The organism is Idiomarina zobellii (assembly GCF_900100855.1).
GTDB lineage: Bacteria > Pseudomonadota > Gammaproteobacteria > Enterobacterales > Alteromonadaceae > Idiomarina > Idiomarina zobellii.
Map to the genome: position 1 here is coordinate 222,773 of NZ_FNCB01000002.1, position 25,946 is coordinate 248,718.

The 25,946-nt window shown below is 47.2% G+C and carries 20 protein-coding genes; 5 read left to right on the forward strand and 15 right to left on the reverse strand.

The annotated features are described in order from the left end of the window. Positions 1-128: 128 nt before the first annotated feature. Entirely contained in the window at positions 129-1,472 is a 1,344-nt protein-coding gene (gene astB / locus BLT32_RS03195) for an N-succinylarginine dihydrolase (RefSeq protein WP_053952854.1), read from the forward strand. An 85-nt stretch (positions 1,473-1,557) separates the two neighbouring features. Here astB and purF read toward each other — a convergent pair whose 3' ends face one another. The 10 genes from purF to fabB form a co-directional block, all read right to left on the reverse strand. After that, positions 1,558-3,075, reverse strand: coding sequence for an amidophosphoribosyltransferase (gene purF / locus BLT32_RS03200; protein ID WP_053952855.1), 1,518 nt, complete (start codon positions 3,073-3,075; stop codon positions 1,558-1,560). Positions 3,076-3,089: 14 nt separating this feature from the next. Further along, on the reverse strand, positions 3,090-3,584 hold the full coding sequence (locus tag BLT32_RS03205) for a CvpA family protein (protein ID WP_053952856.1): 495 nt from the start codon (positions 3,582-3,584) through the stop codon (positions 3,090-3,092). A gap of 90 nt (positions 3,585-3,674) precedes the next feature. Further along, positions 3,675-4,220 (reverse strand): SPOR domain-containing protein, encoded by a 546-nt coding sequence (locus tag BLT32_RS03210; protein ID WP_053953001.1) that lies wholly within the window; start codon positions 4,218-4,220, stop codon positions 3,675-3,677. 2 nt (positions 4,221-4,222) lie between these two features. Next, positions 4,223-5,503, reverse strand: a complete 1,281-nt coding sequence (gene folC / locus BLT32_RS03215) for a bifunctional tetrahydrofolate synthase/dihydrofolate synthase (RefSeq protein WP_053952857.1) — start codon at positions 5,501-5,503, stop codon at positions 4,223-4,225. Further along, complete coding sequence (accD, locus tag BLT32_RS03220) at positions 5,500-6,384, reverse strand: acetyl-CoA carboxylase, carboxyltransferase subunit beta (RefSeq protein WP_053952858.1); 885 nt, start codon at positions 6,382-6,384, stop codon at positions 5,500-5,502. Before accD ends, folC begins: the two co-directional genes overlap by 4 nt. Positions 6,385-6,467: 83 nt before the next feature. Beyond that, positions 6,468-7,250, reverse strand: coding sequence for a tRNA pseudouridine(38-40) synthase TruA (truA, locus tag BLT32_RS03225; RefSeq protein ID WP_053952859.1), 783 nt, complete (start codon positions 7,248-7,250; stop codon positions 6,468-6,470). A gap of 11 nt (positions 7,251-7,261) precedes the next feature. Then, entirely contained in the window at positions 7,262-9,664 is a 2,403-nt protein-coding gene (locus BLT32_RS03230; RefSeq protein ID WP_053952860.1) for a FimV/HubP family polar landmark protein, read from the reverse strand. Between the two features lie 79 nt (positions 9,665-9,743). After that, a complete protein-coding gene (locus BLT32_RS03235) occupies positions 9,744-10,760 on the reverse strand; it encodes an aspartate-semialdehyde dehydrogenase (protein WP_053952861.1) in 1,017 nt (338 codons plus the stop codon). A gap of 9 nt (positions 10,761-10,769) precedes the next feature. After that, positions 10,770-11,915 (reverse strand): 4-phosphoerythronate dehydrogenase, encoded by a 1,146-nt coding sequence (locus BLT32_RS03240; protein WP_053952862.1) that lies wholly within the window; start codon positions 11,913-11,915, stop codon positions 10,770-10,772. Between the two features lie 21 nt (positions 11,916-11,936). Next, entirely contained in the window at positions 11,937-13,151 is a 1,215-nt protein-coding gene (gene fabB, locus BLT32_RS03245) for a beta-ketoacyl-ACP synthase I (protein WP_053952863.1), read from the reverse strand. Between the two features lie 134 nt (positions 13,152-13,285). Here fabB and mnmC point away from each other — a divergent pair, with 134 nt between their 5' ends. Next, positions 13,286-15,118: a bifunctional tRNA (5-methylaminomethyl-2-thiouridine)(34)-methyltransferase MnmC2/FAD-dependent 5-carboxymethylaminomethyl-2-thiouridine(34) oxidoreductase MnmC1 gene (mnmC, locus tag BLT32_RS03250; protein WP_053952864.1), complete on the forward strand. Its 1,833-nt coding sequence runs from the start codon at positions 13,286-13,288 to the stop codon at positions 15,116-15,118. Here the strand turns inward: mnmC and BLT32_RS03255 are convergent. Further along, entirely contained in the window at positions 15,092-15,388 is a 297-nt protein-coding gene (locus BLT32_RS03255) for a YfcL family protein (RefSeq protein WP_053952865.1), read from the reverse strand. The two genes, mnmC and BLT32_RS03255, sit on opposite strands and share 27 nt — an antisense overlap. Before the next feature lie 94 nt (positions 15,389-15,482). On the opposite strand from BLT32_RS03255, the gene fldB reads away from it, so the two are divergent. Next, positions 15,483-16,004 (forward strand): flavodoxin FldB, encoded by a 522-nt coding sequence (gene fldB, locus BLT32_RS03260; protein ID WP_053953002.1) that lies wholly within the window; start codon positions 15,483-15,485, stop codon positions 16,002-16,004. 3 nt (positions 16,005-16,007) lie between these two features. Then, complete coding sequence (locus tag BLT32_RS03265; protein WP_053952866.1) at positions 16,008-18,413, forward strand: zinc-dependent metalloprotease; 2,406 nt, start codon at positions 16,008-16,010, stop codon at positions 18,411-18,413. A gap of 20 nt (positions 18,414-18,433) precedes the next feature. On the opposite strand, the gene BLT32_RS03270 is transcribed toward BLT32_RS03265, so the two are convergent. The 3 genes from BLT32_RS03270 to BLT32_RS03280 form a co-directional block, all read right to left on the reverse strand. Continuing rightward, positions 18,434-18,826: an acyl-CoA thioesterase gene (locus BLT32_RS03270; RefSeq protein ID WP_053952867.1), complete on the reverse strand. Its 393-nt coding sequence runs from the start codon at positions 18,824-18,826 to the stop codon at positions 18,434-18,436. Positions 18,827-18,878: 52 nt separating this feature from the next. Continuing rightward, on the reverse strand, positions 18,879-21,107 hold the full coding sequence (locus BLT32_RS03275) for a S9 family peptidase (protein ID WP_176764940.1): 2,229 nt from the start codon (positions 21,105-21,107) through the stop codon (positions 18,879-18,881). Positions 21,108-21,241: 134 nt separating this feature from the next. After that, a complete protein-coding gene (locus BLT32_RS03280; protein WP_053952868.1) occupies positions 21,242-23,383 on the reverse strand; it encodes a TonB-dependent receptor in 2,142 nt (713 codons plus the stop codon). 154 nt (positions 23,384-23,537) lie between these two features. Here BLT32_RS03280 and BLT32_RS03285 point away from each other — a divergent pair, with 154 nt between their 5' ends. Further along, positions 23,538-25,184, forward strand: a complete 1,647-nt coding sequence (locus tag BLT32_RS03285; RefSeq protein WP_053952869.1) for a M28 family metallopeptidase — start codon at positions 23,538-23,540, stop codon at positions 25,182-25,184. A 59-nt stretch (positions 25,185-25,243) separates the two neighbouring features. On the opposite strand, the gene BLT32_RS03290 is transcribed toward BLT32_RS03285, so the two are convergent. Next, a complete protein-coding gene (locus BLT32_RS03290) occupies positions 25,244-25,945 on the reverse strand; it encodes a UDP-2,3-diacylglucosamine diphosphatase (RefSeq protein ID WP_053952870.1) in 702 nt (233 codons plus the stop codon). Position 25,946: the final 1 nt, after the last annotated feature.

The window sequence follows — 25,946 nt, forward strand, 5'->3', positions numbered from 1 at the left end:
GTCAAAACAAGCGGGGCCTTAGCAAAGGCTTTAAAATAAAGGCTTTCAAGGGCATTTTAAAACAGTATAATGTGTCACAAATTCAATGAGCAGGTGCACACAACGTGCAGGAGTAATCCCTAGTGAGCATGGAACACTTTGAAGTCAACTACGACGGCTTAGTCGGCCCAACCCATAATTACGCCGGACTGTCTTTTGGTAATGTCGCGTCTTTAGCAAATGCTAAAGCGTCATCCAGTCCAAAAGATGCGGCATTGCAAGGCTTGCAAAAAATGAAGGCGTTGCACGATATGGGGATGAAACAAGGTGTTCTTGCGCCACAAGAGCGTCCTGACACGCACGCATTGCGTCGCTTAGGGTTTACTGGAACTGACGCTGAAGTGCTTTATAAAGCCGCCTCTGAAGCTCCCGCTATTTTTCAGGCGGTGTGCTCGGCATCCAGTATGTGGACCGCCAACGCAGCAACAGTATCGCCAAGCGCTGATACTGCTAACGGCAAAGTTCACTTTACACCGGCTAATTTGACCAACAAATATCACCGTTCATTAGAGCCTGAAACCAGCGGCCGCATACTACAAGCCATGTTCGAAAATTCTCGCTACTTCGAACACCATAAACACTTGCCTGATAACGAACATTTTGGTGATGAAGGTGCAGCAAACCACACTCGTTTATGTAATGAGTACGGCCATGCCGGCGTCGAGGTATTTGTTTATGGTCGCCATGCATTTGACAGCTCGAAGCCTGCGCCTAAACGCTATCCGGCACGTCAAACTCTGGAAGCATCACAGGCTATTGCTCGCTTGCACGGCCTGAGCGAAGATAACACCGTATTTATACAGCAAAACCCCGATGTTATTGACCAAGGGGTTTTCCATAATGACGTCATTGCTGTCGGTAACCAGAATGTCCTTTTCTACCACGAACAAGCTTTCGCAGATACCGACACTAAACTGGCTGAAATTCAGAAAAAATTCGGCAACGAAGGCGAGCTACACTTTATTAAAGTAGCAACTGACGATGTAAGCGTAGAGGATGCCGTAAGCACTTACCTGTTTAACACTCAGCTCATCACGCCGCCTAACGGCGAAATGACAATTATTGCGCCAACAGAATGTGAAGAGAACCCACGTGTAAAAAGTTACCTGGAAGGTCTTGTCAGCCAAGGCGGTCCTATTAAGCACGTGAGGTTCTTTGACGTAAAGCAGAGTATGCGCAACGGTGGTGGCCCAGCATGTCTGCGCCTACGTGTAGCCATGAACGACGAAGAAATTGCGGCAGCAAATCAGAATTGCTTAATGTCGGACGCGCTGTTTGACCGTTTGAACCAATGGGTTAATAAACACTATCGCGATGAATTAGCGGTCGATGACTTAAAAGATCCAGCCTTATTAGAAGAATCTCGCGCCGCTTTGGATGAGTTAACTCAAATTATGAAGTTAGGTTCAGTCTACGCGTTCCAACGTGACTAGTTCACATTGAACTTCCATACAAAAGGGCGCTGGGAGTATTCCTCAGCGCCCTTTTTAATTGCGTTAAATGCTCTAAGCAGCCAAATTAGTCGTTATCGTTATGCAACTCTAAGTTCGCGTCTTCAGAGCCTTCTCGCTCCGCTCTTGCCGTATCATTGCGAGCAGCATGTAACTTGTCCAGGTACTCTTGGTTTACATCACCCGTGACATACTCACCACTAAATACCGAGGTTTCAAAACGTTTAATTGACGTATTTTCTTCACCTACTGCGGCGACTAAGTCATCAAGGTCTTGATAAATTAAACCGTCAGCCTTAATCATGTCGCGAATTTCGATAGCTTCACGACCATGCCCAATTAGCTCGTTTGCGCTCGGCATATCAATACCATAAACATTCGGGAAACGAATTTCAGGCGCTGCTGATGCAAAATACACCTTTTTAGCGCCCGCCTCACGAGCCATTTCAATAATCTGCTCAGAGGTTGTGCCACGCACGATAGAGTCATCTACTAACAAGACGTTCTTGCCTTTAAACTCAGCACTAATTGCGTTGAGTTTACGACGAACCGACTTACGACGCTGCGTTTGTCCCGGCATAATGAACGTGCGGCCAATGTAGCGGTTTTTCACAAAACCCTGGCGATACGGCAAATCAAGCACACTGGCAATTTCCAGAGCAATATCACAGCTTGTTTCCGGGATAGGAATAACGACATCGATATCTAAGTCGGCATAATCGCGTTTCAGTTTTTCACCCAGTTTACGGCCCATATTGACACGACTGGCATAAACCGAAATACCGTCGATGAACGAGTCAGGGCGGGCAAAGTAGACGTATTCGAAAATACATGGACAATGCATTGGCTTGTCCGCACATTGACGCGAATAAAGCTTACCGTCGTTAGTTATAAAAATCGCTTCGCCTGGCTCAACATCGCGCACGTATTTAAACCCTGTACCGTCAATAGCGACACTTTCAGAGGCTACAATGTACTCTTCTCCCTCATCTGTATCGCGCTTACCCAGCGCCAGAGGTCGAATGCCCCATGGGTCACGGAAGGCAACCAAACCATGTCCAATGATCATTGCAACGACCGCATACGCGCCACGAACTTTTCGATGAACAGCAGTAACCGTTCTGAAAATATCGTCGTCATTCAGCGTTAAGCTATCGTTTTTATCCAGTTCATTAGCAAAGACGTTCAGTAAAATCTCTGAATCTGACGTGGTATTAATGTGGCGACGGGCTGTTTTAAACAAGTGCTCGTGGACATCGGTTGCGTTTGTTAGGTTGCCATTATGTGCCATAGCAATACCAAACGGTGAGTTCACATAAAACGGTTGAGCCTCTGCAGAGCTTGAACTTCCTGCCGTTGGGTAGCGAACATGACCGATACCTACAGTACCGGATAAACGGTGCATATGACGGGTATGGAAAACATCCCGGACCAAGCCGTTTGCCTTGCGCAAACGTAATGTATTGTGCTCATCAACGGTCATTATGCCTGCGGCATCCTGCCCCCGATGCTGAAGCATGGTTAAACCATCATAAAGTGCTTGGTTAACCGGTTGCTTACCAACAATACCAACAATACCACACATGTCTTTTCACCATTCTATACAGGTTGAGGGACTAAAAAACTCGAGCTGTTCTCCAGGTAACTGAAGAACCATTGAATAAAGAGTCCAAAATGAGGAATGAGTAACGAATTTTGCCACCACTCGCTGGACGATAGCGGCGTAAATGAGTCGATAAAAAACAATAATGCGCTAACAATGAGCAAACCTCTGAGCGCACCAAAAACCAGCCCCAGCACCCTGTCTGTTCCAGATAACCCAGTGTGTTGAACCAGTTTTGAAATAATGTAGTTAAGAATTGCGCCAATAATCAGCGTCGCAACAAACAAAGCGGCTATGGCGGCGGCGTTTCTGAGCATAGGCTGCTCAATGCCAGTGAAGTAAACAGCTAAGTCTTGGTAAAAATAACTGGCGATGAAAAATGCAGATATCCAAATTGCCAGGGACACTGCTTCTTTGACAAAGCCCCTAACCAAGCTAATTACTGAGGACAGGCCAATAACGATGATAATGGCATAGTCAATCCAGACCATAAGCACTCACATTTGCTGCGCAAAAGACGGCGTGGATTTTAACAGAACAGGTGCATAATTGTGAGTCTTTTACACACATATTGCACTTTTTTACGGCTTGTACGTCATTATTTTGCCGTCCAGTCCCGTCAATTCTTTCAGTGGAGCCAGTTGTTTTTGAAGCTCCGCTTCAGAGGTATCAGGTCCCACAAGCAGCCGAGTTATTTTCCCACTGGCTGACTTTTCTGAGTAAGCCGCGTAACCTCTATCTCTAAGCTGTTCAACAAGCTTTCTGACGCTGTCTTCTTTACTAAAAGCACCGAGTTGAATAACCCAGGCTTTACCGTCAATTTCTGCTTCGACCGGCTCTCTGGGAGGCGCTTTAAGTCCTTTATCTTCGGCGATAGGCTCGGCGGACTCTGCTGTCACCTCAGTGTCTTCTTGCTGTGACACTTCTTCTACAGGTTCCGCAATCAAGTCGTCAGACATTGCGTTAGGCTGCTGCAAAGCCTCTTCAGACTCAGGCTTCAAAGGTATGGTTTCGATGGGGTCGACCGGCTGCTCTTTTTTACCATCCAGTACTTCAGGAATAATAATTACCGCTAAAGCGACAAGTATTAAGGTACCGACAAGACGGTTTTGCAAAGGACTGGCCAAGGTCACGCTCCCACTATTAATTGATTAACGCTGGACACAGTGTAAAACGAGCCGAACACGAAAACCAGTGGCTTCTCGTCACATTGACTGGCTTTTTCTATTGCACTCTCAAAAGCCGCGTTCACACTGTCAAAGGTTCGATAGTTATCTGTCAGTGCCATAACTTCCGCTAATTTGTCGGCTTGCTCACCGCGAGGCTCTTTTAACGTACCGACAAACCACTGTGTAATGATTTGCTGTAACGCAGCTTTGACCCCGACATGATCTTTATCCGACAGCATGCCAATAACAGCATAAATCGGCCTATTCTTGTAGCTCGATGCAATGTACCTTGAAGCATAAGCAGCGGCCTGAGGATTATGAGCAACATCTAAGAGCACGTCGACATTATTATACTGCGCGACCTGCATTCGACCTGGCAAAGCAGCGGAAATTAAGCCCATTTTAATCGCGTCGAGGCTAACAGGAAGTGGCAGATGCTCAATAGCCGCAATAGCTGTTGATGCGTTAATGAGCGGCAACTTAGGTTTGGGGAGGTGGCGAGCATAGACCCTATGGCTGCGATATTCCCAGTCCTTTTCAAGCTCTTTTCTGAAAAAGTCTTTCCCTACTTGGATAAGTTTGGCGCCAATAGTATCAGCCGACTCCTTTATTGACTCAGGCGCATTTTCATCACCACAAATCAGCGGTTTGTTATTACGCGCTATGCCCGCTTTTTCGCGACCTATTTGTTCGCGGTTATCACCAAGGAAAGCAATATGGTCAATACCGACGCTGGTAATGACTGACACATCAGGTTCAACACAGTTAACTGCATCGAGCCGCCCTCCTAAGCCTACTTCAAGTATGGCTACGTCAACGTCCGCCTGCTTAATAAGATGTAAAGCAGCCAAAGTACCAAATTCAAAATAGGTAAGGGAAGTTTGCTGCCGCGCCTCATTGATAACCGAAAACGCTTTCGCATGACTTTGTTCAGGCAGCATTTTTCGGTTAATACGTACCCTCTCTTCATATTTGACGATATGCGGAGAAGTATACACTGCGGTTTTATAGCCAGCGGCCGACAACATTTCTTCTAAGTAACAAACTGTCGAGCCTTTTCCATTAGTTCCGCCAACCGTGATGACGTATGGTGCAGGTGTCAATACACCTGCATTTGCAGCTACCTGAGACACACGCTCCAACCCCATATCAATCTCGGTAGGGTGAAGCTTTTCCAGATAGTCGAGCCATACCTGCAGCTTGTCAGAAGCGACAGGTATGTATGAAGGAGTGTCACTCATTCTGTTTCAGGTTGGGTATCAACAGCCGTTTCGGGGGAAGGCAGGTGTTGCATTTTTGCCAGCAAGCGCGCCACTGTGTCACGCATGTCGCGTCTGTCCACGATCATGTCGATAGCACCGTGCTCAAGCAAAAACTCAGCACGTTGGAAGCCTTCCGGAAGAGTCTGACGCACAGTTTGCTCAATAACTCGAGGACCGGCAAAGCCAATAAGCGCTTTAGGTTCAGCAATATGGATATCACCGAGCATTGCTAAACTGGCCGATACCCCACCCATGGTCGGGTCAGTCAATACAGAAATAAACGGAATACCTTCTTCACTCATACGAGCCAGCGCCGCAGACGTTTTAGCCATTTGCATCAATGACATTAAGGCTTCCTGCATACGAGCGCCGCCCGATGCTGAGAAGCAAACCAAAGGTATGCGTTTTTCCAGGCAAACTTCAGCGGCTTTTACAAACTTAGCGCCAACCACTGAGGCCATTGACCCGCCCATAAAATTAAAATCAAAAGCAACGGCGACCAGAGGAACACCTTTTACCATACCTTTTTGCGCAATAAGCGCGTCGTTTTCGCCGGTACTTTTCTGCGCCGCAGCAATACGGTCTTTATACTTTTTAGAGTCTTTAAACTTTAGGACATCTTTCGGCTCAAGGTCGGTACCTATTTCCTCTCGGTTACCTTCATCTAAAAAGATATCCAGCCTGCGTCGACCGGTCACACGCATGTGATGATCGCATTTAGGACAAACATCCAGACTGCGCTCTAAGTCAGCACGATAAATAATGTTGTCACAAGAGGTACATTTGCTCCAAACCCCTTCAGGAACACCGCGTCTTTTGTTTATTTTTGGCTTTGCGAGAATTCTTTCAATCCAGCTCATAATATTCGGCTTACAGCTCTAATAAGTTTATTGGAATAGCTTACATGGTAGCACAATTCAATCAAGAAAAGAGGTCATAACAGTCACTCTAACCAGAGCGGCCCGGGTGTTACTGTTGGAATCTGATACGCATCGGGATAAGTCACTGCAACCAAGTATAAACCGCCCGGCTTGGCTGTTGCGGCAGCCTGCGTGCGATCTTTCATTTCAAGTACTTCTTTTAGCCAGGATGTGGGTTGTTGCTGCTGCCCTATAACAATAAGACTACCGACAATATTACGCACCATGTGGTGAAGAAACGCGTTGGCGCTAATATCGACAATGACGAAGTCACCTTTCCGCGTTACCTCTAATCGAGTGACATTACGGTTAGCCGAATGTGACTGGCACTGAGCCGCCCGAAAGGAGGTAAAATCATGCTCTCCAATTAACGCCTGAGCGGCTTCATGCATCAGGTGCTCATTCAGTGGTTGGTGGTAATGACTGACGCCAGATGAATGTATACCAGGCCTTAAGCGCGTATTGGCAATAATATAGCGATAACGTCTGGCTGTTGCGCTGAACCGCGCGCTGAAGTCATTTGCTACAGGCTTTGCCCAGCGTACTGCTATTCCATCGGGCAGGTTACTATTAACACCGAGCGTCCAGGCTGCACTTTTTCGTTCGCTTTCTACATCAAAATGCACAACTTGTGCTGTCGCATGAACACCCGCATCGGTTCGGCCAGCACAGGTGACTTCAACGGTTTCATTGGCGACTTTACTTAATGCCTCTTCCAGGTGTTGCTGGACACTAATGACTTCACGTTGTCGCTGCCAGCCATAGTACTGACTGCCGTCATACTCTAGCCCCAGAGCTATTCGCATACTACTTAACCTTACGAATCTAAACGGTTTTTAAGAGTTTTTGCTTCTTCAGCAAGCGCTTCGTCGTCGCCATCAATCAGCTGTTGAAGAATTTCCCGCGCTTCATCTTTCTCGTCCATCTCAATATAAGCGCGAGCTAAATCGAGCTGCCCGGCTGGATCATCATCCGCCGGCGCATCGCCTTCCTGGCCCGCATCTTCGTCCGGCAATACGTCTTTGACTGCTGACGACTCGTAGCGGTCATCATCTTCGTCTTCTTCGTCAGCTTCCGCCATCAGCGAATCGATATCGACGTAATCTTCGTCATCGTTTGCCGTAAATGAATCTTCATCATCTTGGCTTTCTGCTTCAGTTTCAGCCTCAGTAGACGTTTCTTCCGTTTCGGGCGATTCTTCGTCCGTCTCCGGCGCACCGCCAAACAGTGATTCTAAATCTTCATCGGCCTGACTTTCTGCTTCATCTAACGCTTCATCGTCTTCCGGAACTTCTTCTTCAATATCATCAAAGTCATCAAGCGCCTGAGTAACTTCATCCGATTCTTTCAGAAGTTGCTCAAGATCATCACTCTCCTCTTCGCCTTCAAGAGTTTCATCATGTTCGGAGTCATCACCGCTCTCAACTTCAGTCTCAGCAACGTTCTCAGTGTCATCAGTGGTACTTTCTTCGAACTGGGCAAGAATGTCATCCGGATCTACCGCTTCTTCTGTCTCGCTCGATGCTTCTTCGGTGCTTTCATCAGCTTCTAATTCGTCACCTAGCCCTAAATCTGCCAGCACATCATCGACTTCACTGTCGTCAAAGTCATCCGGGAGTAAGTCATCCGACTCGTCCTGGTCATTTTCAGGTGCTTCTTCATCAGACGCCTCGGCACTCTCCTCGGTACTTTCCTCGGCATTCTCCTCCTGAGGCTCCTCTACTTGATCATCTTCAGAAGTTTCGCCTTCACTCTCTGAAGACTCAGATTCGGCTTCCTCAGGCACTTCATTGTCTTCATCATTTTGTGGCTGCGCCTCAGAGTCTAACTCTTCGTCTGAGCTCTCTGTATCTGAGCTATCTGCAGCTGGCTCGTCATCAGTGACTTCATCGTCACCAACAGACAAGTCTATGGCTTCTTCATCATCGTCCGACTCGCCAAATAGTCTATCCAGCTCTTCCTGAGACAACTCCCCTGCATCGTCATCGTCGTCAGGTAACACGGCTTTGTCGTCTTCATCGATATCATCACCAACATCGTCAGTCGCTTCTGGCGCGTCTTGCTGACTTGACTTGTCATCTTCATCATCGTCCAGCTGTATACTGAAGTCTTCTTCCGGTTCGGCTTTGCTTGAGCCACTAAGCTCAGCCTCGAGAGCACTTAAATCGTCACCCTCATCTTCTTCGTCGTCTTCGGCTTGCTGGCTGTCATCGATATCAAAAATACCGTCACCGGTATCATTTTGCGGAGCGCCCCCCATTAACTCTTTGTCGAGTTCTGCAGCGGCTTCTTCCTCACTTAACTCTTTTTTACTAGCGACTTCTGGCTCTTCATCTTTATTCTTCGAAGAGCGCTTCATTAAGAATAAAACAATACCGCCAATAATCAGTAACGCAGGTAATATCGAAACTAAGAGCATATTGATGGGGTTTTGCAGCCAATTAATAAAGCCAGACTCTTCTTCTGCCTGACGCATGGCCGCCTGCTGCTCTATCAGCTCCTGCTGCTGAGCAAGAACTTGTTGAAATTGGGTTTCTAATTCATCCGTTTTGGTCGCACTTTGTGCCAGCTCATCCAATCGCTCGGCTAAAGAATCAATACGTTGCTGTAACGACTGATTCTCGTCATACATTTGCTGAACCGTTTGCATGGAATTGCGAACTTCATTGCGCAGGTCTTCAAAGTTCTGTTCCTGACGTTGTTCAACCTCTTGCACAGCCTGTTCTGCACGCGTTTTCGCTTCTTCAAGCAGCTGCGTTTGCTCTTCTCGTGTTCGTTGAGTGCTTTGTTCTACTTCAGAGAGCTGTTGTGATTTTTCCTTTAACTGACCGTCAACCACTACCTGTCGACGTGCAGCCTCAGGGTTAACCATTTGAATTTCCTGCAATGACGGTATGCGCAGGTAAAAACCGTCAAGCATACGGTTCATATTGCCATCGACAAAGGCGTCATCATTTGCCTGAACAATGGCAACCATCGTTTGATACTGAGTAACGCTGGAATGCGGTTTGTAGCGACGAGCAATGTCCCACAGGGTGTCGTTAGAGGTGATGGGTCCATAACGCTCCTGACCAATACGAACGTCTTCAGCTTCAGAACCTTTAGGGCCTTTAATAACCGTGCCATCCTGCCACGGCAAAGCACTACTACTGATGCTCACCAGTAACAGTGCTGCCAATGAAAGATGTTTATACACTTGCCCTGTAATCGTTTTTTTCATCCCTTGTTCTCTGCCCGCGCTTTGCTCTTATCTTTAACGGCGTCAGTAATAAAAACTTTATGACATACAGCCGCTTAAATTACCAGTATTCGCGAATTAAAGTTTCTGCAATTTGAATACTGTTGGTTGCGGCACCTTTGCGAATGTTGTCAGACACCACCCATAAATTTAAACCTTGAGGGTGACTAATATCTTCACGTACACGCCCGACGAACACGTCGTCTTTACCGGCAGCATCGCTTACTTGCGTAGGGAACTCTTCACGTTGTTCCATAAGCGTTACGCCAGGTGCTTCGCTTAATAACTGCTTGGCATGCTCTGCTGTTATTGGCTGACGAGTTTCAATATGTATGGCTTCAGCGTGACCATAAAAAACCGGCACACGCACCGCTGTCGCATTAACGCGCACGCTCGGATCATTAAATATTTTTTGCGTTTCCCACACCATTTTCATTTCTTCTTTGGTGTAGTCGTTATCCTGGAACACATCGATTTGCGGAATGCAGTTAAACGCAATTTGACGACTGAAGTTTTCAACCGTTGGCTGCTTTGCATTCAACAGTTCGGCTGTCTGCTTTGCCAATTCTTCCATTGCTTCTTTGCCCGCACCAGACACCGACTGATAAGTGGCAACGTTAATGCGCTCAATACCCACAGCATCATGTATCGGCTTTAGCGCAACCAGCATTTGAATAGTTGAGCAGTTCGGGTTCGCTATAATATTTCGGTTACGAAAATCAGCCAGAGCCCAGGCATTGACCTCTGGCACAACCAAAGGAATGTCAGGCTCGTAACGAAACTCCGACGTGTTATCAATAACCACACACCCCGCTTCCGCAGCTTTAGGTGCAAACTCCCGTGAAATAGAGCCGCCGGCAGAAAAGAACGCAATATCGGCATTTGACCAGTCAAAGTCATCGGCCACTAAGACTTCTGTTTCTTCACCGTTAAAGTTGACTGTCGCCCCTGCTGAACGGGCGCTTGCTAACGGGTATAGTTCGGCAACCGGAAATTTTCGCTCAGCTAGAATATCAATCATTTGTTGACCCACTAAGCCTGTTGCACCAAGAACTGCTATGCGAAACCCGTCTGCCATAAGTACTCCTTAACGGTTGACTTGTCGGGCACTAAAGCCCAACTGTAAAAATTGGATATATTGCTCGCTATTATGGCATGTAACGCCCTGATTTATGAACTCTCTGCGAGGGCTTTCTTTGCGATATTTTTTTCGTAAAGTATCAAAGCCTTCCTGTGTCTGTGCATCACGGCGGAAAAGCGCATCGTCTTCCATAATGTCGTAGTGCTGCTTGACCCAATGTGACAGCGAACTTAATGGCCATAGTTGTTTTGCGTTCAGCGCAGGCCATGTAGGGTTCGGCAACACCGCGCTTTTGTCATAATTAGTTTCAAGCTGAAAGTGCTGCAACAGAGCATTAGCAACCATTATGGCACCACCCACTTTACCTTCCAGGCTATGACCGGCGATATGCGGAGTGGCAATGTCAACGTAGTCAACCAAAGGCTTTAAAACCTCAGGCTCTCCTTCCCACACATCGAGCACAATAAAAGGTCTTTCACCCTGCTGAGCTCTTTCCAGCAATGCGACGTTATCTATCACCGAACCACGGCTGGCATTAATCAGCAACTGGTTTTCATGTAGCGACTGTAGCGCCGTATGCTCAAACAAATGGTGAGTCGGGTACTCGCCGCCCCGCGTCAACGGGACATGGCAGGAAATAATATCGGCTGTGATAACACGTTGCCAGTGGTCGTGAACTGCCTTTTCGCCTTTTTTACTCAATGGCGGATCGTAATAATGCACGTTCATGCCAAGCGCTTGTAAGCGTTGGCCCGCAGCTTGTCCAGTATGGCCAGCACCAACAATAGCAACGTCTAAGTCAGCTAGCGAATCAATGTTTTGTCCGTTTAACCACTGCAAAACAGCACATAGTACATACTCACCGACAGAGGCAGCGTTAGCCCCCGGAGCATGTGCAAAGGCAATACCTTTTTCAGCCAGGGCTTCTAAATCGATGTGCTCGGTACCAATAGTCGCAGAGGCCACAAAGGTTAACTTGGGGACTTTTTTCAGTAGTTCTTTATTGACTTGAGTAATAGAGCGAACCAGCAATGCATCCGCATTTGCCAGTAACTCGGAGGGAGGTTCTCTTTCTGAGAAAAAATGAAGGTTTCCTGCGCCTGACAACAATGTCGACAGCGCAGGAATGTTTCTATCGGCGACGATATTCATCGTACCAACCGATGACACAGCTTACTCTGCGTATTGGCGCATAACCAATGACGCGTTTGTGCCACCAAAACCAAAGCTATTAGACATAACCGTACGTAATGGTGCATCGGTTGTTTGACGGATGATATTCATACCATCAGCTTGTTCATCCAGCTTTTCAATGTTGATAGACGGTGTGACAAAACCGTGCTTCAACATAAGCAGTGAATAAATCGCTTCATGCACACCAGCGGCGCCTAGCGCGTGACCGGTCATAGCTTTAGTTGCGCTAATCATTGGTGTCTTTTCAGGGAACACCTCACGAATGGCTTCTAGTTCTTTCACATCGCCCACTGGCGTGCTGGTTCCGTGAGTATTCAGATAGTCGATTGGGCTGTCGACGGTTTCCATTGCCATTTTCATGCAACGAACCGCACCTTCACCTGACGGTGCAACCATGTCATAGCCGTCAGAAGTAGCGCCGTAGCCAACAATTTCGCCGTAAATTTTCGCGCCACGTGCTTTAGCCGCTTCTAGTTCTTCAATGACTAAAATACCGCCACCGCCGGCTGGGACAAAGCCATCGCGATCCTGGTCATAGGTCCGCGATGCTTTCTCAGGCGTATCATTGTATTTGGTACTTAACGCGCCCATGGCGTCGAACTCCATGCCCAAAGTCCAGTGAAGCTCTTCACCACCACCGGCAAAGACACGGTCTTGCTTACCAAATTGAATAAGCTCTAGAGCGTGACCAATACAGTGCGCTGACGTCGCACACGCTGAACTAATTGAATAGTTCACGCCTTTTATTTTGAAAGGCGTCGCAAGACACGCTGATGTCGTGGATGCCATGCAACGAGGTACCATATAAGGCCCTACGCGCTTCACACCGCGCTCACGCAGAATATCTGCCGCAGCAACTTGATGCTCACCAGAAGCGCCACCAGAGCCAACAACCAAGCCTGTACGCGGGTTAGAAATTTCATCTTCGCTTAAGCCTGCGTCTTCAATTGCCTGAGACATAGCAATATAAGCATAAGCCGCTGAGTCACCCATAAAGCGCATTGCTTTACGATCGATATGGTCTTTAGGGTCAAGCTTTACCGGTCCCCAAACCTGACAGCGAAGTCCCATCTCCGCAAAAGATTCAGAGCGGCTAATGCCTGACTTGCCTTCACGCAAGCTGTCCAGTACTTCTTCTTGATTGTTACCGATACTTGATACGATACCAAGGCCGGTTATCACTGCTCTTCTCATTCTAAAATCCTGTCTGACATTTATACGTCGGTATAGTAACTAACGTGCTCTAAGAATGTGGTCTGCTTTGTGCACTGTTTTTAGTAATCTTGTTATTATAGCGAGCATCTGCCAATAAATCATGGGGCAAACACTTGAATTCTAAAGCGTCGGTCAAGTTTAACGAGTATGGCGTACCTGTTTCCACCACTTTCGATGATATTTATTTTTCAATAGAAAGTGGCATTGACGAAAGCCAATACGTATTTCTTAAGCACAACGGATTACCTGAGCGTTGGCAGAACCTTAAAAAACAAGAATGCTTTACCATTGCAGAAACAGGTTTTGGTACCGGCCTTAACTTTTTACTGGCCTGGCAACAGTTTCTTGAGCATGCGCCAGCTAACGCTCGCCTGCACTTTATCAGCTTTGAAAAGTTTCCCTTAACTGTTCAGCAACTGCAACAAGCTTACGCCTTACTACCAGAGGTGGAGAGTATCAGCTCGCAGTTTCTGTCTCATTACCCGTCACCCGAGCCCGGGTGCCACCGCCTTACCTTTGCAGAGGGAAGAGTTACACTAGATTTGTGGATAGGCGACGTTAACGAACTTTTTCCTCAATGGCAGACGCAGGCCGAACATAAAGTAGACGCATGGTTTTTAGATGGCTTTGCCCCATCCAAAAATCCGGATATGTGGCAAAATCAGCTATTCGAAACCATGGCGATGACAGCTCATGAAGGAACGACTTATGCCACGTTTACGGCCGCCGGAGTGGTTCGTCGCGGACTTAACGACGCAGGGTTTGCGGTTCACAAAGTTCCCGGCTACGGCCGCAAACGGGAAATGGTGTGTGGTCAGTATCAAGGGCAAGTCGTTAAGCCCGAAACACAGAGCGTCGACCCACAGACCGATAGCGTCGTTATTATTGGCGGCGGAATAAGCGCAGCTTGCTGTGCCTTTTCGTTACATAAACGCGGCGTTACCACTAAGGTTATTACGCCAAATTTAGCCGACGGCGCATCAGGCAACCCGCAAGGGGCCGTTTACCCTTTACTGCACGCTGAGCATACTCCCCTTAGTCGCTTTTACTGGCAAGCGTTTAGCACTGCGCTGAATACTTACCGTCAATACGTGCCCGAGCACTGGCAAGCCAGCGGCGTTTTGCAACCCGCATTCAATGAACAACGAGAGCAGCGCTTTCAAAAAGTAGCTAGTGACTTATATAACGAAACAACGGTTCGTTATTTAAACGCGGAAGAGACGAACAAAGCCGCTGGAATTGCTATCGATACCCCTGCTCTGTTTTATCCTCAAGCGGGCTGGTTAAAACCTGAGCCAGTCGTTAAGTCGTTATTCCGGCAAGCCGGTAGCGATATCGTCAACCATAATGTACAGAGCATTAGCCAAACGACCGAGGGTGGTTGGCGAGTTTCACTGAGCAACGGAGAAAGTATTCAGGCTAAGCGTGTGGTGCTCGCCACGGGGCATAACTTTAATGAGCTGCTACCAGCAGACGTTGAACCTTTGCCGATAAAGCCGGTGCGCGGGCAAATCACTCAGGTTAAAACGACCACAAGCCTCGCCCATTTAAAAACGGTGCTCTGCTATAAAGGCTATTTAGTGCCTGAATCTGAAGGCATACATTGTCTGGGGGCTACGTTTAATCGTGGTGAAAAAGATTTAGCGACACGCTTGGAAGATAACGAAGACAACCTTAAGAAACTCTGCGACAACGCAAAGCAGTCTTGGACTGAAGAATTGTCCGTTGTTGGACAGCGGGCTTCGGTAAGGGCAACTACCCCGGACCACCAACCTATTGCAGGAATGCTGGACCGAGGACTCTATGGACTTACAGGCTTAGGCTCGAGAGGCTTCACGTCGGCGCCTTTGCTAGGCGAAATTCTGGCGGGACTAATAAGCAACGATACCCTACCGCTGACCGACGATGCTCTGGCGAGATTATCTCCCGCCCGCTTTCGCCGCTAACTTATCCATTAAGTTTTTAATATGCGCTTGATCAGCAGGTGCAAGTTCATGGCGTGTGTCATGAACCGCCTGCTCGAGCGACGGCATTAGCTTGTCGGTATCAGCATTTCCGGACATTTCCAACTGTGCTACCACCAAGTCGAAGTGGCCACGCAAATAACCGCTGGCAAATAACTCATCGTCATTACCTGAAACCACGGCCTCATCGAACACCGTTTCAAGTTGCTCGACCTGTTGATCAAAGTCCATACTGCCCTCTTCTTGATTCATACTGCGTCACAAAGGTGGGTCATTCTATCGGTCTTTTTGGTACAATGCATCCACATCCAATCGTTAACTGAAGGTCAAGGTGTAATCTATGTCACTGCAAATTGGTTTGTTTTACGGTTCTACCACCTGCTACACGGAAATAGCTGCCGAAAAAATACAGCAAGCCATTGGTGAAGATATTGTGACCTTGTTTAATATCAAAGACACCCCGCTTAAAGACGCCGAGCAATTCGACATTCTCATTTTTGGCATTTCTACCTGGGATTTCGGTGAATTGCAGGAGGACTGGGAGAGTCATTGGGACGATATTAACGACGTTGACCTCCGCGGAAAAGTTGTTGCGCTTTATGGTATGGGCGACCAGGAAGGCTATACTGACTGGTTTCAGGACGCACTCGGAATGCTGCATGACGCTATTGCTGATCATGGTTGTAAACGCATTGGCTTTTGGCCCAACCAAGGTTACGACTTTGCCGCTTCTAAAGCATTAACCGCAGATAACTCGCAGTTCGTCGGCTTATCACTAGATGAAGACTCACAATATGAGTTATCTGATGAACGTATTGAACAGTGGACAACACAAATATTAGAAGAAATAGCAGAACAACTGGGATAAACCATGCGACATATACTCTTAATTTGCCTGCTTGTATTAAGCAGCTTTACCTCGTTCAGCCATGCGGCTGAGCAAAAGCCTCCGGCAACCATTGAAGCTTTTACCGAGTCCTTTTCGAAACAGGACGGTTTTTTTACGTTTTATCATGATCAGGAAAACGGCAGTTACTACCTGCAAGTGCCTAAGAATGGCCAGCAGTTTATATTCCAAACCAGTCTTCCCTGGGGGTTGGGCTCCAACGACATCGGTTTGGACAGAGGTCAGTTAGGCGAAACCCGCTTATCGTCTTTTCATATTGAAGGCGACAAAGCGTTACTGATGCAGCACAACACCAATTATCGTGCGCAAACCGAGAACATCGCGGAACGTCAAAGTGTGAATGAAGCTTTCGCAGACGCGGTACTTTACGGTTTTAACATTGTTGCCAGCAGTGACTCGCATGTGCTCATCGACTACACACCCTACTTATTCAGCGACGTACACGGCGTAACCCAACGCTTGGCGGGCACCGAACAAGGGCAGTTTAAAGTCGATACTCAACGCTCTGTCGTTTACCCAGAGCGCAGCAAAGCCTTTCCTGAAAACACCGAACTGGAAGCAAAAGTAACCTTTGTTGGTGAAGGTAAAGGTCGCTGGGTACGCGAAACCGCTGCAAATGCAGACGCTTTAACCTTGCACTTGCACCACTCTTTTATTCAACTTCCGGATGCCGGCTACTTACCAAGAGAGTTTCATACCAACAGTGGCTTCTGGTCACACAGTTTTAAAGACTATGCGGCCCCGCTTGGCGAGCCTATGACGGTGCAATACATACCGCGTCACCGCTTACAGAAGAAAGACCCGATAGCTTCTGAGAGTGAGGCGCGCCAGCCAATTATTTACTATCTGGACCCGGGTGCGCCCGAGCCAGTTCGCTCTGCTTTATTAGAAGGCGCAAAGTGGTGGCAGGACGGTTTTGAAGCCATTGGTTATGACAATGCGTTTCAAGTGAAAATGTTGCCAGCGGACGCAGACCCTATGGATGTTCGCTACAACGTCATTCAATGGGTTCACCGTGCTACCCGCGGTTGGTCTTATGGCTCTTCTGTTATTGACCCACGCACCGGTGAAATTATTAAAGGTCACGTCACCTTAGGCTCACTGCGTGTGCGTCAGGATATGAAAATTGCGACGGCCTTATTAACGCCTTTCGTTGACAACAAACAAGAGTTAAAAACTGCTGTTCAGAAAATGGCTTTAGCTCGTATTCGCCAGTTAAGCGCTCATGAAATTGGTCATACACTGGGTATTGCCCATAACTTTGCAGCAAGCCCTTCTGACCGTGCGTCGGTTATGGACTACCCTCACCCCTTGGTCAACTTAACCACCGACGGCACGCTGACACTCAACGACGCCTACGATGTCGGCTTAGGGGTATGGGACAAACAAGTCATTGCTTATGGTTACAGTGACTTTGGCGGTATGCCATCAGCGACTGACCAGTTAGCCCGTATTTTGGATAAAAATGAGTCCTTAGGCTTGAGCTTTATTTCAGACAGAGATGCGCGACCCGTCGGCGGTGCACACCCAACAGCACATTTATGGGATAACGGCAGTAACCCTGTTACCGAGCTGGAGCGTTTGCTGACTGTTAGAGAACAAGTTCTGAATAACTTCAGCAAAGCCTTTTTAAATGACAATGAACCGCTGAGTCGACTACAGGAGTATTTCGTTCCGGTTTATCTGCTGCATCGTTATCAGGCAGAAGCGGCGGTCAAATGGCTTGGCGGTGTCAATTATGAGTATTACCTGGCCAGTGATAATACGGACGGGTACAAAGCAATTGGCGGCTCGCGCCAGCAATCTGCTTTATCTCAGTTACTCAGAACCATCAGTGCAGAAACGTTGGAAGTACCGACGCAGGTACAACAATGGTTAGTACCTCTGGCCTATGGTGAAAGCGACTCACGCGAACGTTTTAACGGCAACACAGAGTTAATTCCTGACCCTGTCAGCATGGCCTCCAGTGTCGCGAACCACTCACTGCAATTAATGCTAAACCCTCAGCGTTTAAACCGTTTAGCGCAGCAACATAACGCTGATGCTAATGTGCCTTCACCAGCGCAGTTGAGCTCACAAATTTTTAAGCGGGTCTTTAACGACTGGAATGAAAACAATGCCAATCCATTGCACCAGCGACTGCTTGCAACAGCGGTGAATGCACTTATCAAGACAGTTCAGCGCGCAGAATTAGCGCCCGAAAGCCGTTTACCGATGATGTCAGAAATACAGCGTATGAAAGACACGCTAGCTGCGAGCAATAACAACTTTGCGAAGCAACTTGCGGCCGATATTGACGGTTTTATAGAAGATGGTGAATGGCCGAAAAACTATGAGCCTGAAGCACTTCCTCCAGGCTCACCTATCTAATTAATAACTTGCAGGGTTGCTTATAGCGACCCTGCAAAATCGTCCAGTTCGTCCTTCGTTTTACCGTGAGCCGTTGGTTTACGAGTCTCAGGGTCAATATGAACAAAGACAATATCGTCAGCTGTACAGATATTTTGCTTGGTATGCTTGTTACGCACTAAGCAAGTAATGGCTAACGAAGTCCGCCCTACTGTTTTTACCTCCAGACCAAACTCAACGACGTCGCCCTGAAATGCTGAAGTTTCGAAAGTAATAGCACCAATGTGTTTCGTTACCAGGCTTTTAGCGCCTAACTGGCAGCTGGCAAAAATGTAAGCCTCTTCGTCAATCCACTCCAGAATACGGCCACCAAACAGCGAACCTGCGAAGTTAAGATCATTAGGCATTACTAAACGGCGAGATAAAAAGCGCATAACCACTCCTTTGTTGAGAACTCTTTCGAGAAGGATATGCGCATATTATAACCTATTGTTCGCCAATGGTTTGTTGAAAAAATTGGGCGATCATCGAGTAGAGATGAATTTTTGTATGACGTCCGTTAATGGAGTGCTTTTTGCCCGGGTAGTTCATCATTTCAAATGGCTGCTCATTGTCCTGCAATTGCTTATAGAGTTTGGTGCTGTGCGTGAATAATACATTGTCATCGGCCATTCCGTGGTACATCAACAAGTCACCTTTAAGACCATCTGCGTATGGAAACACCGACGCAGCCTCATAGTTTTCACCTTCATCAGGCATGCCCATAAAACGCTCAGTGTAATGGGTATCGTACAAGCGCCAGTCTGTTACCGGCGCTCCTGAAACGCCCGCTTTAAAGTGCTCCGGTGCTTTAAACATCGCCATCAACGTCATGTAGCCGCCATAGCTGTGACCATAAATGCCAATGCGATCCTCATCAACGTAAGGCAGAGACTTAAGGAACGTCGCTCCCGTTACCTGATCTGTTACTTCCGGCGAGCCCATGTTTTTATAAATAGGCGCTTCAAACGCTTTTCCACGGTTATCAGACCCTCTATTGTCTAACGTAAAAACAATAAAGCCCTGTTGTGTCATGTATTGAACAAAATGGTTTCCCCAACTTTTGGTTACACGCTGCGCCCCGGGACCACCATAAACGTACACCATAACGGGGTATTTCTTGGCTTTATCAAAGTCCGACGGCTTGGTCATTTTGTAATATAACGTCTGTCCATCTTCAGCGGTTAACTGACCAAATTCTGGATAATTCCAGTCGCGCAGGTAGTTAGCAAGCGGATGGCCTTTATCAATTTTATTTTCCAGTAGCCAAGCCTGTCGTTCGCCCGTAGGCCCATGCAGACTGACTTGTACGGGCTGCTCTGGCGATGAAAATGTGTCGATATAGCGGTGGAACGTCGAGGAGAACTCAACATCGTGCATACCCTCACGTTGCGTGATCTGCGTTGGGTTGTTACTTGAGCCACTATTTAACTGAGCACGATATAAATGACGTTCAAGCGGACTTTTGCGACGAGCAGTGAAATACAAAATACCGGTACTCTCGTCAACGGCTTCCAGCTCGTCGACCATCCAGTCACCTGATGTTAGTTGGCGAATTAATGAGCCATCGAGTCTATAAAGGTACAAATGCTTGTATCCACTGCGCTCTGACGCCCAAATAAAATGGTTATTGTCTTCCAGGAAGTAGAGGTCATTATGAAGGTTTATCCAGGTATCCGAGGTTTCTTCAACCAAGATCTGTTGCTGTTCGGTATCCACATTAAAAAGACGTAAGTCCAGACGTTGCTGATCTCGACTTTGCCACTGGTAACTCAATCTCTCGCTGTCATTCAGCCAATTGACCCGGGTTAAATACCCGTCACCCAATTCATCTAAACCAAGCCATTGCGTGGAAGCATCGGCAAGTTGGTACACTCCCAAATCAATATTGACGTTCTCTGCACCGGCAAACGGATAACGCTGTTTAATCACCTTAACGGTATCAGCGTATATTTCAGTTCGGGTCGCTACTGGCACAGGGCTTTCGTCAACACGCGTTAAAGCAATCGCTGACTCGTCGGGCGCCCACCAGTAACCGGTCATGCGCTTCATCTCTTCCTGCGCAACAAACTCCGCCATGCCGTATTTAACTAACCCACCACCAGCAGTAGTTACTGCCGTCTCTTCTCCAGTAGCTAAGTCGATATAGAAAAGATTTTGATTTCTAATAAAAGAAACAAAGTTCCCTTTTGGGGACAAACGGGCATCGGTTTCAAAAGCTTCCGTTTCAGTCAACTGAGTCACTTCAGTATTTTTTACTGAATAATAGAAAATATCGCCGTTGTAAGGAAACAATATGGCATCACCACTTTTTGACCAACTGTACTCAATAATACCGGATCCGCTAATACGCTGACGCTCTCTACGTGCTTTCTCTTCTTCCGATAACTCCTGTGAGCTGGAATTGAGATCGTCCGCCGCAACCAGTCGTGTGTGCTCTGCTTTTTTAATGTCGTATAGCCACAAGTCATAACGGTCCGGGTTCGCTTCACTGCCCTTTAAGTACGACAAGTAATTGTCGCCAGGCGCAAAACGCAATGACCGCGGCTTTTCACCAACCAACGACGGCGCGCTAAACAAGCGCTCTATGGTTAACTTTTCTGCGTACACAGACGAACTAAAGACAACAATACAGGCACCAACAAAAGTGGTGAGAAAACGAGATGCGAGAGACAAAACAGCTACCTTAAAGTGGTTTGTTAAACAACTGTTAACAATGATAGCAAACTCACTATAAAATGTCGGTGACTGTGCGATGAATTGACGGGAAAACACCGCCACTGAATATCAGTGACGGTCTATTGCTTTCATTAAAATGTAATAGATACGCCAGCTTGGAACCGACGTCCCATTACCGGTGCGTCTTCTTTCAAGTATGAGCTGTGCACTAAACCAAGCTGATTCGTTAAATTTTCACCTTTCAAGTAAAGGGTTGCACCGTAATTCGCTAACCAGTTTGGATACATATTTACGCGTGCATTTAACAGCCCGTAAGCATCCGTTTCTGATTCATTTATAGCCACATTGTCCTGAGAAAAGTAGCGGGTATAACCTAAAGAGCCATCCCAACTTTGTGCCTGATACCGCACTTCAGCTCCCAGACGTTGAGCCGGAATTCGAGCTAAATTACCACCGTCACGCTGTTTCGCACGTGTGTAGTCACTGAAACTATGGACTGACCAAGCGTCACTTAATTGCCAATCTAGCTCAAGCTCATAACCGTAAAGCTCCGCATCTAACTGATTAAACTGAACTACCTGTAAGGCTTCGGCATGAGCGTGATCTTCTTCAGAGTGTTCTTCTCCCTGATGTTCATCGTGATCGTCATCGCCATGAATCTGCTCACTAGTTATGCCAACAAAGTCATCATAAATAAAGTCATCAACACGGTTATAGAACACATTAAAATTCGCATGGAATGTATCTGTTTCATAATGCACACCAAGGTCCAGGTTGTTTGAACGCTCGGTTTCGATACGATGTTCAGCGGCTTCTATATGATACTCACCCGACTCTTCTTTATGCAGTTCATAGCCAAGTCCTAACTCATAGGTTCGAGTCGCAAAGTGGTTACCATTGGAAAACACTTCAGTGCCACTGGGTGCCCGTTCAGCGTGACTTAAATTAACGGATACGGACGTATGCTTATCAAAGTGGTACAAGTAGCCCGCCGATGCCGAAACCGCGCTGAAGGTATTGAGCTTCCAGTCGTCACTGGCTAACGACGTACGTTCATAACGTGCACCTAAGTCAACATGATGATCACCAAATTCCTGCTCAACCACCCAGAAAAGCCCTTGCGTTCTGCGGGAAGTATCCGGTGTGAAGGCTTCTTCACCAATCGCTGACTTGTCATTAATGTCCCACTGCCAACCAATAGCACCAGACCAGCCCGCTAATTCTTGGTGACGTGCCGTTAAGCGAACTTCTTTTTGCTGATTTTCAAACTGGGTTGCGACGAAATTTTCTTCGATTTCCTGGTGTTGATAGTCGGTAATAGCGCCTCGGAAATCCACTTGCTCAATACCGCTGAAAGGACTTCTCCATTGACCCGCAAGCTGAATGCGATCCTGCTCTAAATTTGCATAAGGACCATGAGCTTCGTGAGACTCTTCTTCATGAACTTCATCAGAGTGCTCTTCTTCGTCCCCTTCCTCATGATGACCATGTCCCGGAATACCATAGTCCTGCGACAGTCCTTGATAAGACAGTCCAACAAAGCCATTATCAAACTGATAGCTCACACCCAAGGTGCCGCCCTGTGCCTCAACGAAACTGTTTTCAATGGAGTCAACACGTTCGCCTTCATCATTAATAAACGAGGCCGTTTCATAGTCTTCGGCGTCTCTAATAAATGCATCGGTATATAATGCCCAGGTGCCATTACCTACTTGTAGGTCGTACGATGCTTCTTTGTTGTCGTTATTTGACGACAGTGAGCCATTCACATTACCTTGCAGCCCATAAACCGGTTCGCTCGGAATACGATTATCGACAACGTTGATAACCCCGCCAATAGCACCACTGCCGTATAGAAGTGTTGCCGGGCCACGCAGAACCTCTATTTGCTCCGCAGTACTGGTTTCGGTTGTCACTGCGTGGTCGGGGCTTCCGCGCGAGACATCACCGGTATCTAAACCGTTTTGCGTTATTTTGACGCGTGGACCACCAAGCCCACGCACGATAGGGCTACCCGCCACATTAGCAAAGTGCGTGTTATTAATTCCTGGCTCAGAAGATAAGGTCTCCCCTAAGCTGTGCGAATGTTTTTGCTTGAGCTCATCACCAGAAATAATACTGACCGGCTGAGTCGACTCTAATGCCGTTTTTCCCAACGGGTTAGCTGTTATGGTGATAACCTCGGTGGGATCCGGGTGCTCATGCTCCTGGTCTTGCGCTAATGCCGTCGATGAAACAGCGAGAATAGCTAAAGTTAATGTATTCAGCTTCATGACAAATCGCCCTTCTTGATTATGTTATATTATAACATTACGTAAATCAGGAACATTTTGCAACACTCTTTTGCTGAGAATCTATGGTTGAATAGTGCTCGCTCAGGTACAATCAATTCGATTCTCGAGAACAACTACAATCAGAGGACAGCTCATGAAACTTTCTCGTATCCTTGCACCCGCGGCGCTTAGTCTATTTGTTGCCGCTTGCGGAGCACCGGAAACTCAGTCGCAAACCGTTGATGTCAGCGCAAAAGAAGCCAACATTCGCTCACACCTTGAGTTTTTAGCTGACGACGATCTTAAAGGCCGCCAAACCGGCAGCGAAGGCCATGAAATTGCATCGAACTATATAGTTTCTGAATTTAAACGCCTGGGTTTAGAGCCTGCCGGCGATGATGGCACCTACTATCAGCGTATTCCCTTTCGTAAAAGCACCTTAAAAGAAAATAGTGCGTCAATGACTTACGAAGTAAATGGTGAAGCCGTCGAATTCGAATTCCCGAAAGAGTTTATTACCGGGCCAAGCCATTACAGCGAGCAAGACCAGGTATCTGCACCTTTGGTATTCGTTGGTTATGGTATGGAAGCGCCAGAGTTTGGTCTTAACGATTACGAAGGCTTAAACGTTGAAGGCAAAATTGTCGTCATGTTAACAGGGCGCCCTGAGTTTTTACCCAGTGAAGAAGGCGCTCACCTGTCTAACATTAAGTCTGACATCGCTCGCGAAAAAGGCGCTATCGGTATTATTACCTTGCATACGCCGATGCGCGAAGAAGTCCGCAAATACGAAACCAGTGTTTATTATACGAAAACACCTCGTATGACCTGGCTAGGACCAAACGGACTTCCTAAAGGTCAGGAGCAGCAAATTAGTGGGTCTGCTTATTTAGATGACGAGCCAGCCAAACGTTTGTTTGCGAACGCACCAACGGAATTAGAAGCAATTTTCACAAAGATTCAGGAAGACCCGGACTTTTCACCAAAAGGTTTTGAATTAGACGGGAAAGTGACTCTAAAACGTGAATCTCGCCATGAAGAAATTAGCAGCCCGAACGTTGCCGCTGTTTTACCAGGCTCTGATGAAAAGCTTAAAGACGAGTATGTTGTTTACACTGCCCACTCCGATCATATTGGTGTCATTAAAGACATGAGCCGCGAAGACAACATTAATAACGGTGCTATGGATAACGCCAGTGGCGTGTCTGTCATGCTCGAAACAGCCCGTTTATTCGTCGAGTCAGACAAAGAGTTCAAACGTTCTATTATGTTCTTGTCAGTAACTGCTGAAGAGAAAGGCTTATTAGGCGCTGATTACTTTGCCAATAATCCAACCGTTCCGTTAAACAGCATCGTCGCTAACGTGAACCTGGATATGCCGGTATTGCTTTATGACTTTGCTGACGTTGTTGCCTTTGGTGCATCGCATTCAACGCTTGGAGAAACAGTTAGCAAAGCGGCTAAAAAATACGATACTGCGCAAAGCCCGGATCCTATGCCAGAGCAAGCTATTTTTACCCGGTCAGATCACTACACATTGGTTAAGAAAGGCATACCTGCCGTATTCTTAATGACTGGCTTTAACTCTCGTACCGAGGGTGAAGACGGCGGCGAAGTTTGGGGTACGTTCTTCGCTGAACATTACCATAAGCCGAGTGACGGACTTAACCTCGATATTAACTATGAAGCAGGCGCGCGCTTTACTAATATCAACTTTGCTATTGGCGAAGAAATTGCGAACGCAGCGCAACGCCCACAGTGGTTGGAAGATTCTTTCTTTGGAAAGCAGTTTAACGACTAAGGCTTTTCGATCATTAAGTAATAAGGGAGCTATTTAGCTCCCTTTTTTATTGCTTAACGCTATTTAGAAGCTCGATAAACACTGGCCTGAGTATACCAGTCGCCCAGAACAACACGTTTTGCCGGCGTGCCATCGCTCAACTTAAAACAGTGGATGGCGGGTCGATGAGTGTGCCCGTGAATAAGTTGATTCACCTGGTGCTTTTCCATTACCTGCAACACCGCAGGGTGCTGAGCATCCATTTGATACAACTGCTCAGCAGTTAATTGAGGCCGCTGGCTGTTTGAGCTTTGCCTTAGTTTATTGGCAATACGCATACGCCAGGACAGTGGTAAGTTTCGTAAAACTCCGGTAACTACCGGGTTTTGAATGACTCGCCGGTAACGCAAATAGCCTTTATCTAAAGTACACAGAGTATCACCGTGCATCAGTAAAACCCGTTCACCATAAAGGTTAATAACGGTTTCGTCTGGCAGTAAGGTTATACCGGTTTCAGTGGCAAATCGCTCGCCAACCATAAAGTCTCTATTGCCTGCCATGAAATAGATTTTTACACCCGAGTCACTGAGACGCTTAATCTGAGACTTTATTTGAAAGGCAAATTCACTGCTGTCGTCATCGCCAAGCCAGGCATCAAACAAGTCCCCCAGAATATAGAGAGCCTCTAAACCAGTGCTTTGTTCACAAAAGTTCGCGAAGGCGTCCAGAATGTCCGGACGCCCAGGGCTTAAATGTAAGTCAGCGATGAACGCAGTCGTCATT

Coding starts and splice junctions, on each gene's coding strand:
- astB (WP_053952854.1), top strand. CDS start 129: ATGGAACACTTTGAAGTCAACTACGACGGCTTAGTCGGCCCAACCCAT.
- purF (WP_053952855.1), bottom strand. CDS start 3,075: ATGTGTGGTATTGTTGGTATTGTTGGTAAGCAACCGGTTAACCAAGCA.
- BLT32_RS03205 (WP_053952856.1), bottom strand. CDS start 3,584: ATGGTCTGGATTGACTATGCCATTATCATCGTTATTGGCCTGTCCTCA.
- folC (WP_053952857.1), bottom strand. CDS start 5,503: ATGAGTGACACTCCTTCATACATACCTGTCGCTTCTGACAAGCTGCAG.
- accD (WP_053952858.1), bottom strand. CDS start 6,384: ATGAGCTGGATTGAAAGAATTCTCGCAAAGCCAAAAATAAACAAAAGA.
- truA (WP_053952859.1), bottom strand. CDS start 7,250: ATGCGAATAGCTCTGGGGCTAGAGTATGACGGCAGTCAGTACTATGGC.
- BLT32_RS03230 (WP_053952860.1), bottom strand. CDS start 9,664: ATGAAAAAAACGATTACAGGGCAAGTGTATAAACATCTTTCATTGGCA.
- BLT32_RS03235 (WP_053952861.1), bottom strand. CDS start 10,760: ATGGCAGACGGGTTTCGCATAGCAGTTCTTGGTGCAACAGGCTTAGTG.
- BLT32_RS03240 (WP_053952862.1), bottom strand. CDS start 11,915: ATGAATATCGTCGCCGATAGAAACATTCCTGCGCTGTCGACATTGTTG.
- fabB (WP_053952863.1), bottom strand. CDS start 13,151: ATGAGAAGAGCAGTGATAACCGGCCTTGGTATCGTATCAAGTATCGGT.
- BLT32_RS03255 (WP_053952865.1), bottom strand. CDS start 15,388: ATGAATCAAGAAGAGGGCAGTATGGACTTTGATCAACAGGTCGAGCAA.
- BLT32_RS03265 (WP_053952866.1), top strand. CDS start 16,008: ATGCGACATATACTCTTAATTTGCCTGCTTGTATTAAGCAGCTTTACC.
- BLT32_RS03270 (WP_053952867.1), bottom strand. CDS start 18,826: ATGCGCTTTTTATCTCGCCGTTTAGTAATGCCTAATGATCTTAACTTC.
- BLT32_RS03280 (WP_053952868.1), bottom strand. CDS start 23,383: ATGAAGCTGAATACATTAACTTTAGCTATTCTCGCTGTTTCATCGACG.
- BLT32_RS03285 (WP_053952869.1), top strand. CDS start 23,538: ATGAAACTTTCTCGTATCCTTGCACCCGCGGCGCTTAGTCTATTTGTT.
- BLT32_RS03290 (WP_053952870.1), bottom strand. CDS start 25,945: ATGACGACTGCGTTCATCGCTGACTTACATTTAAGCCCTGGGCGTCCG.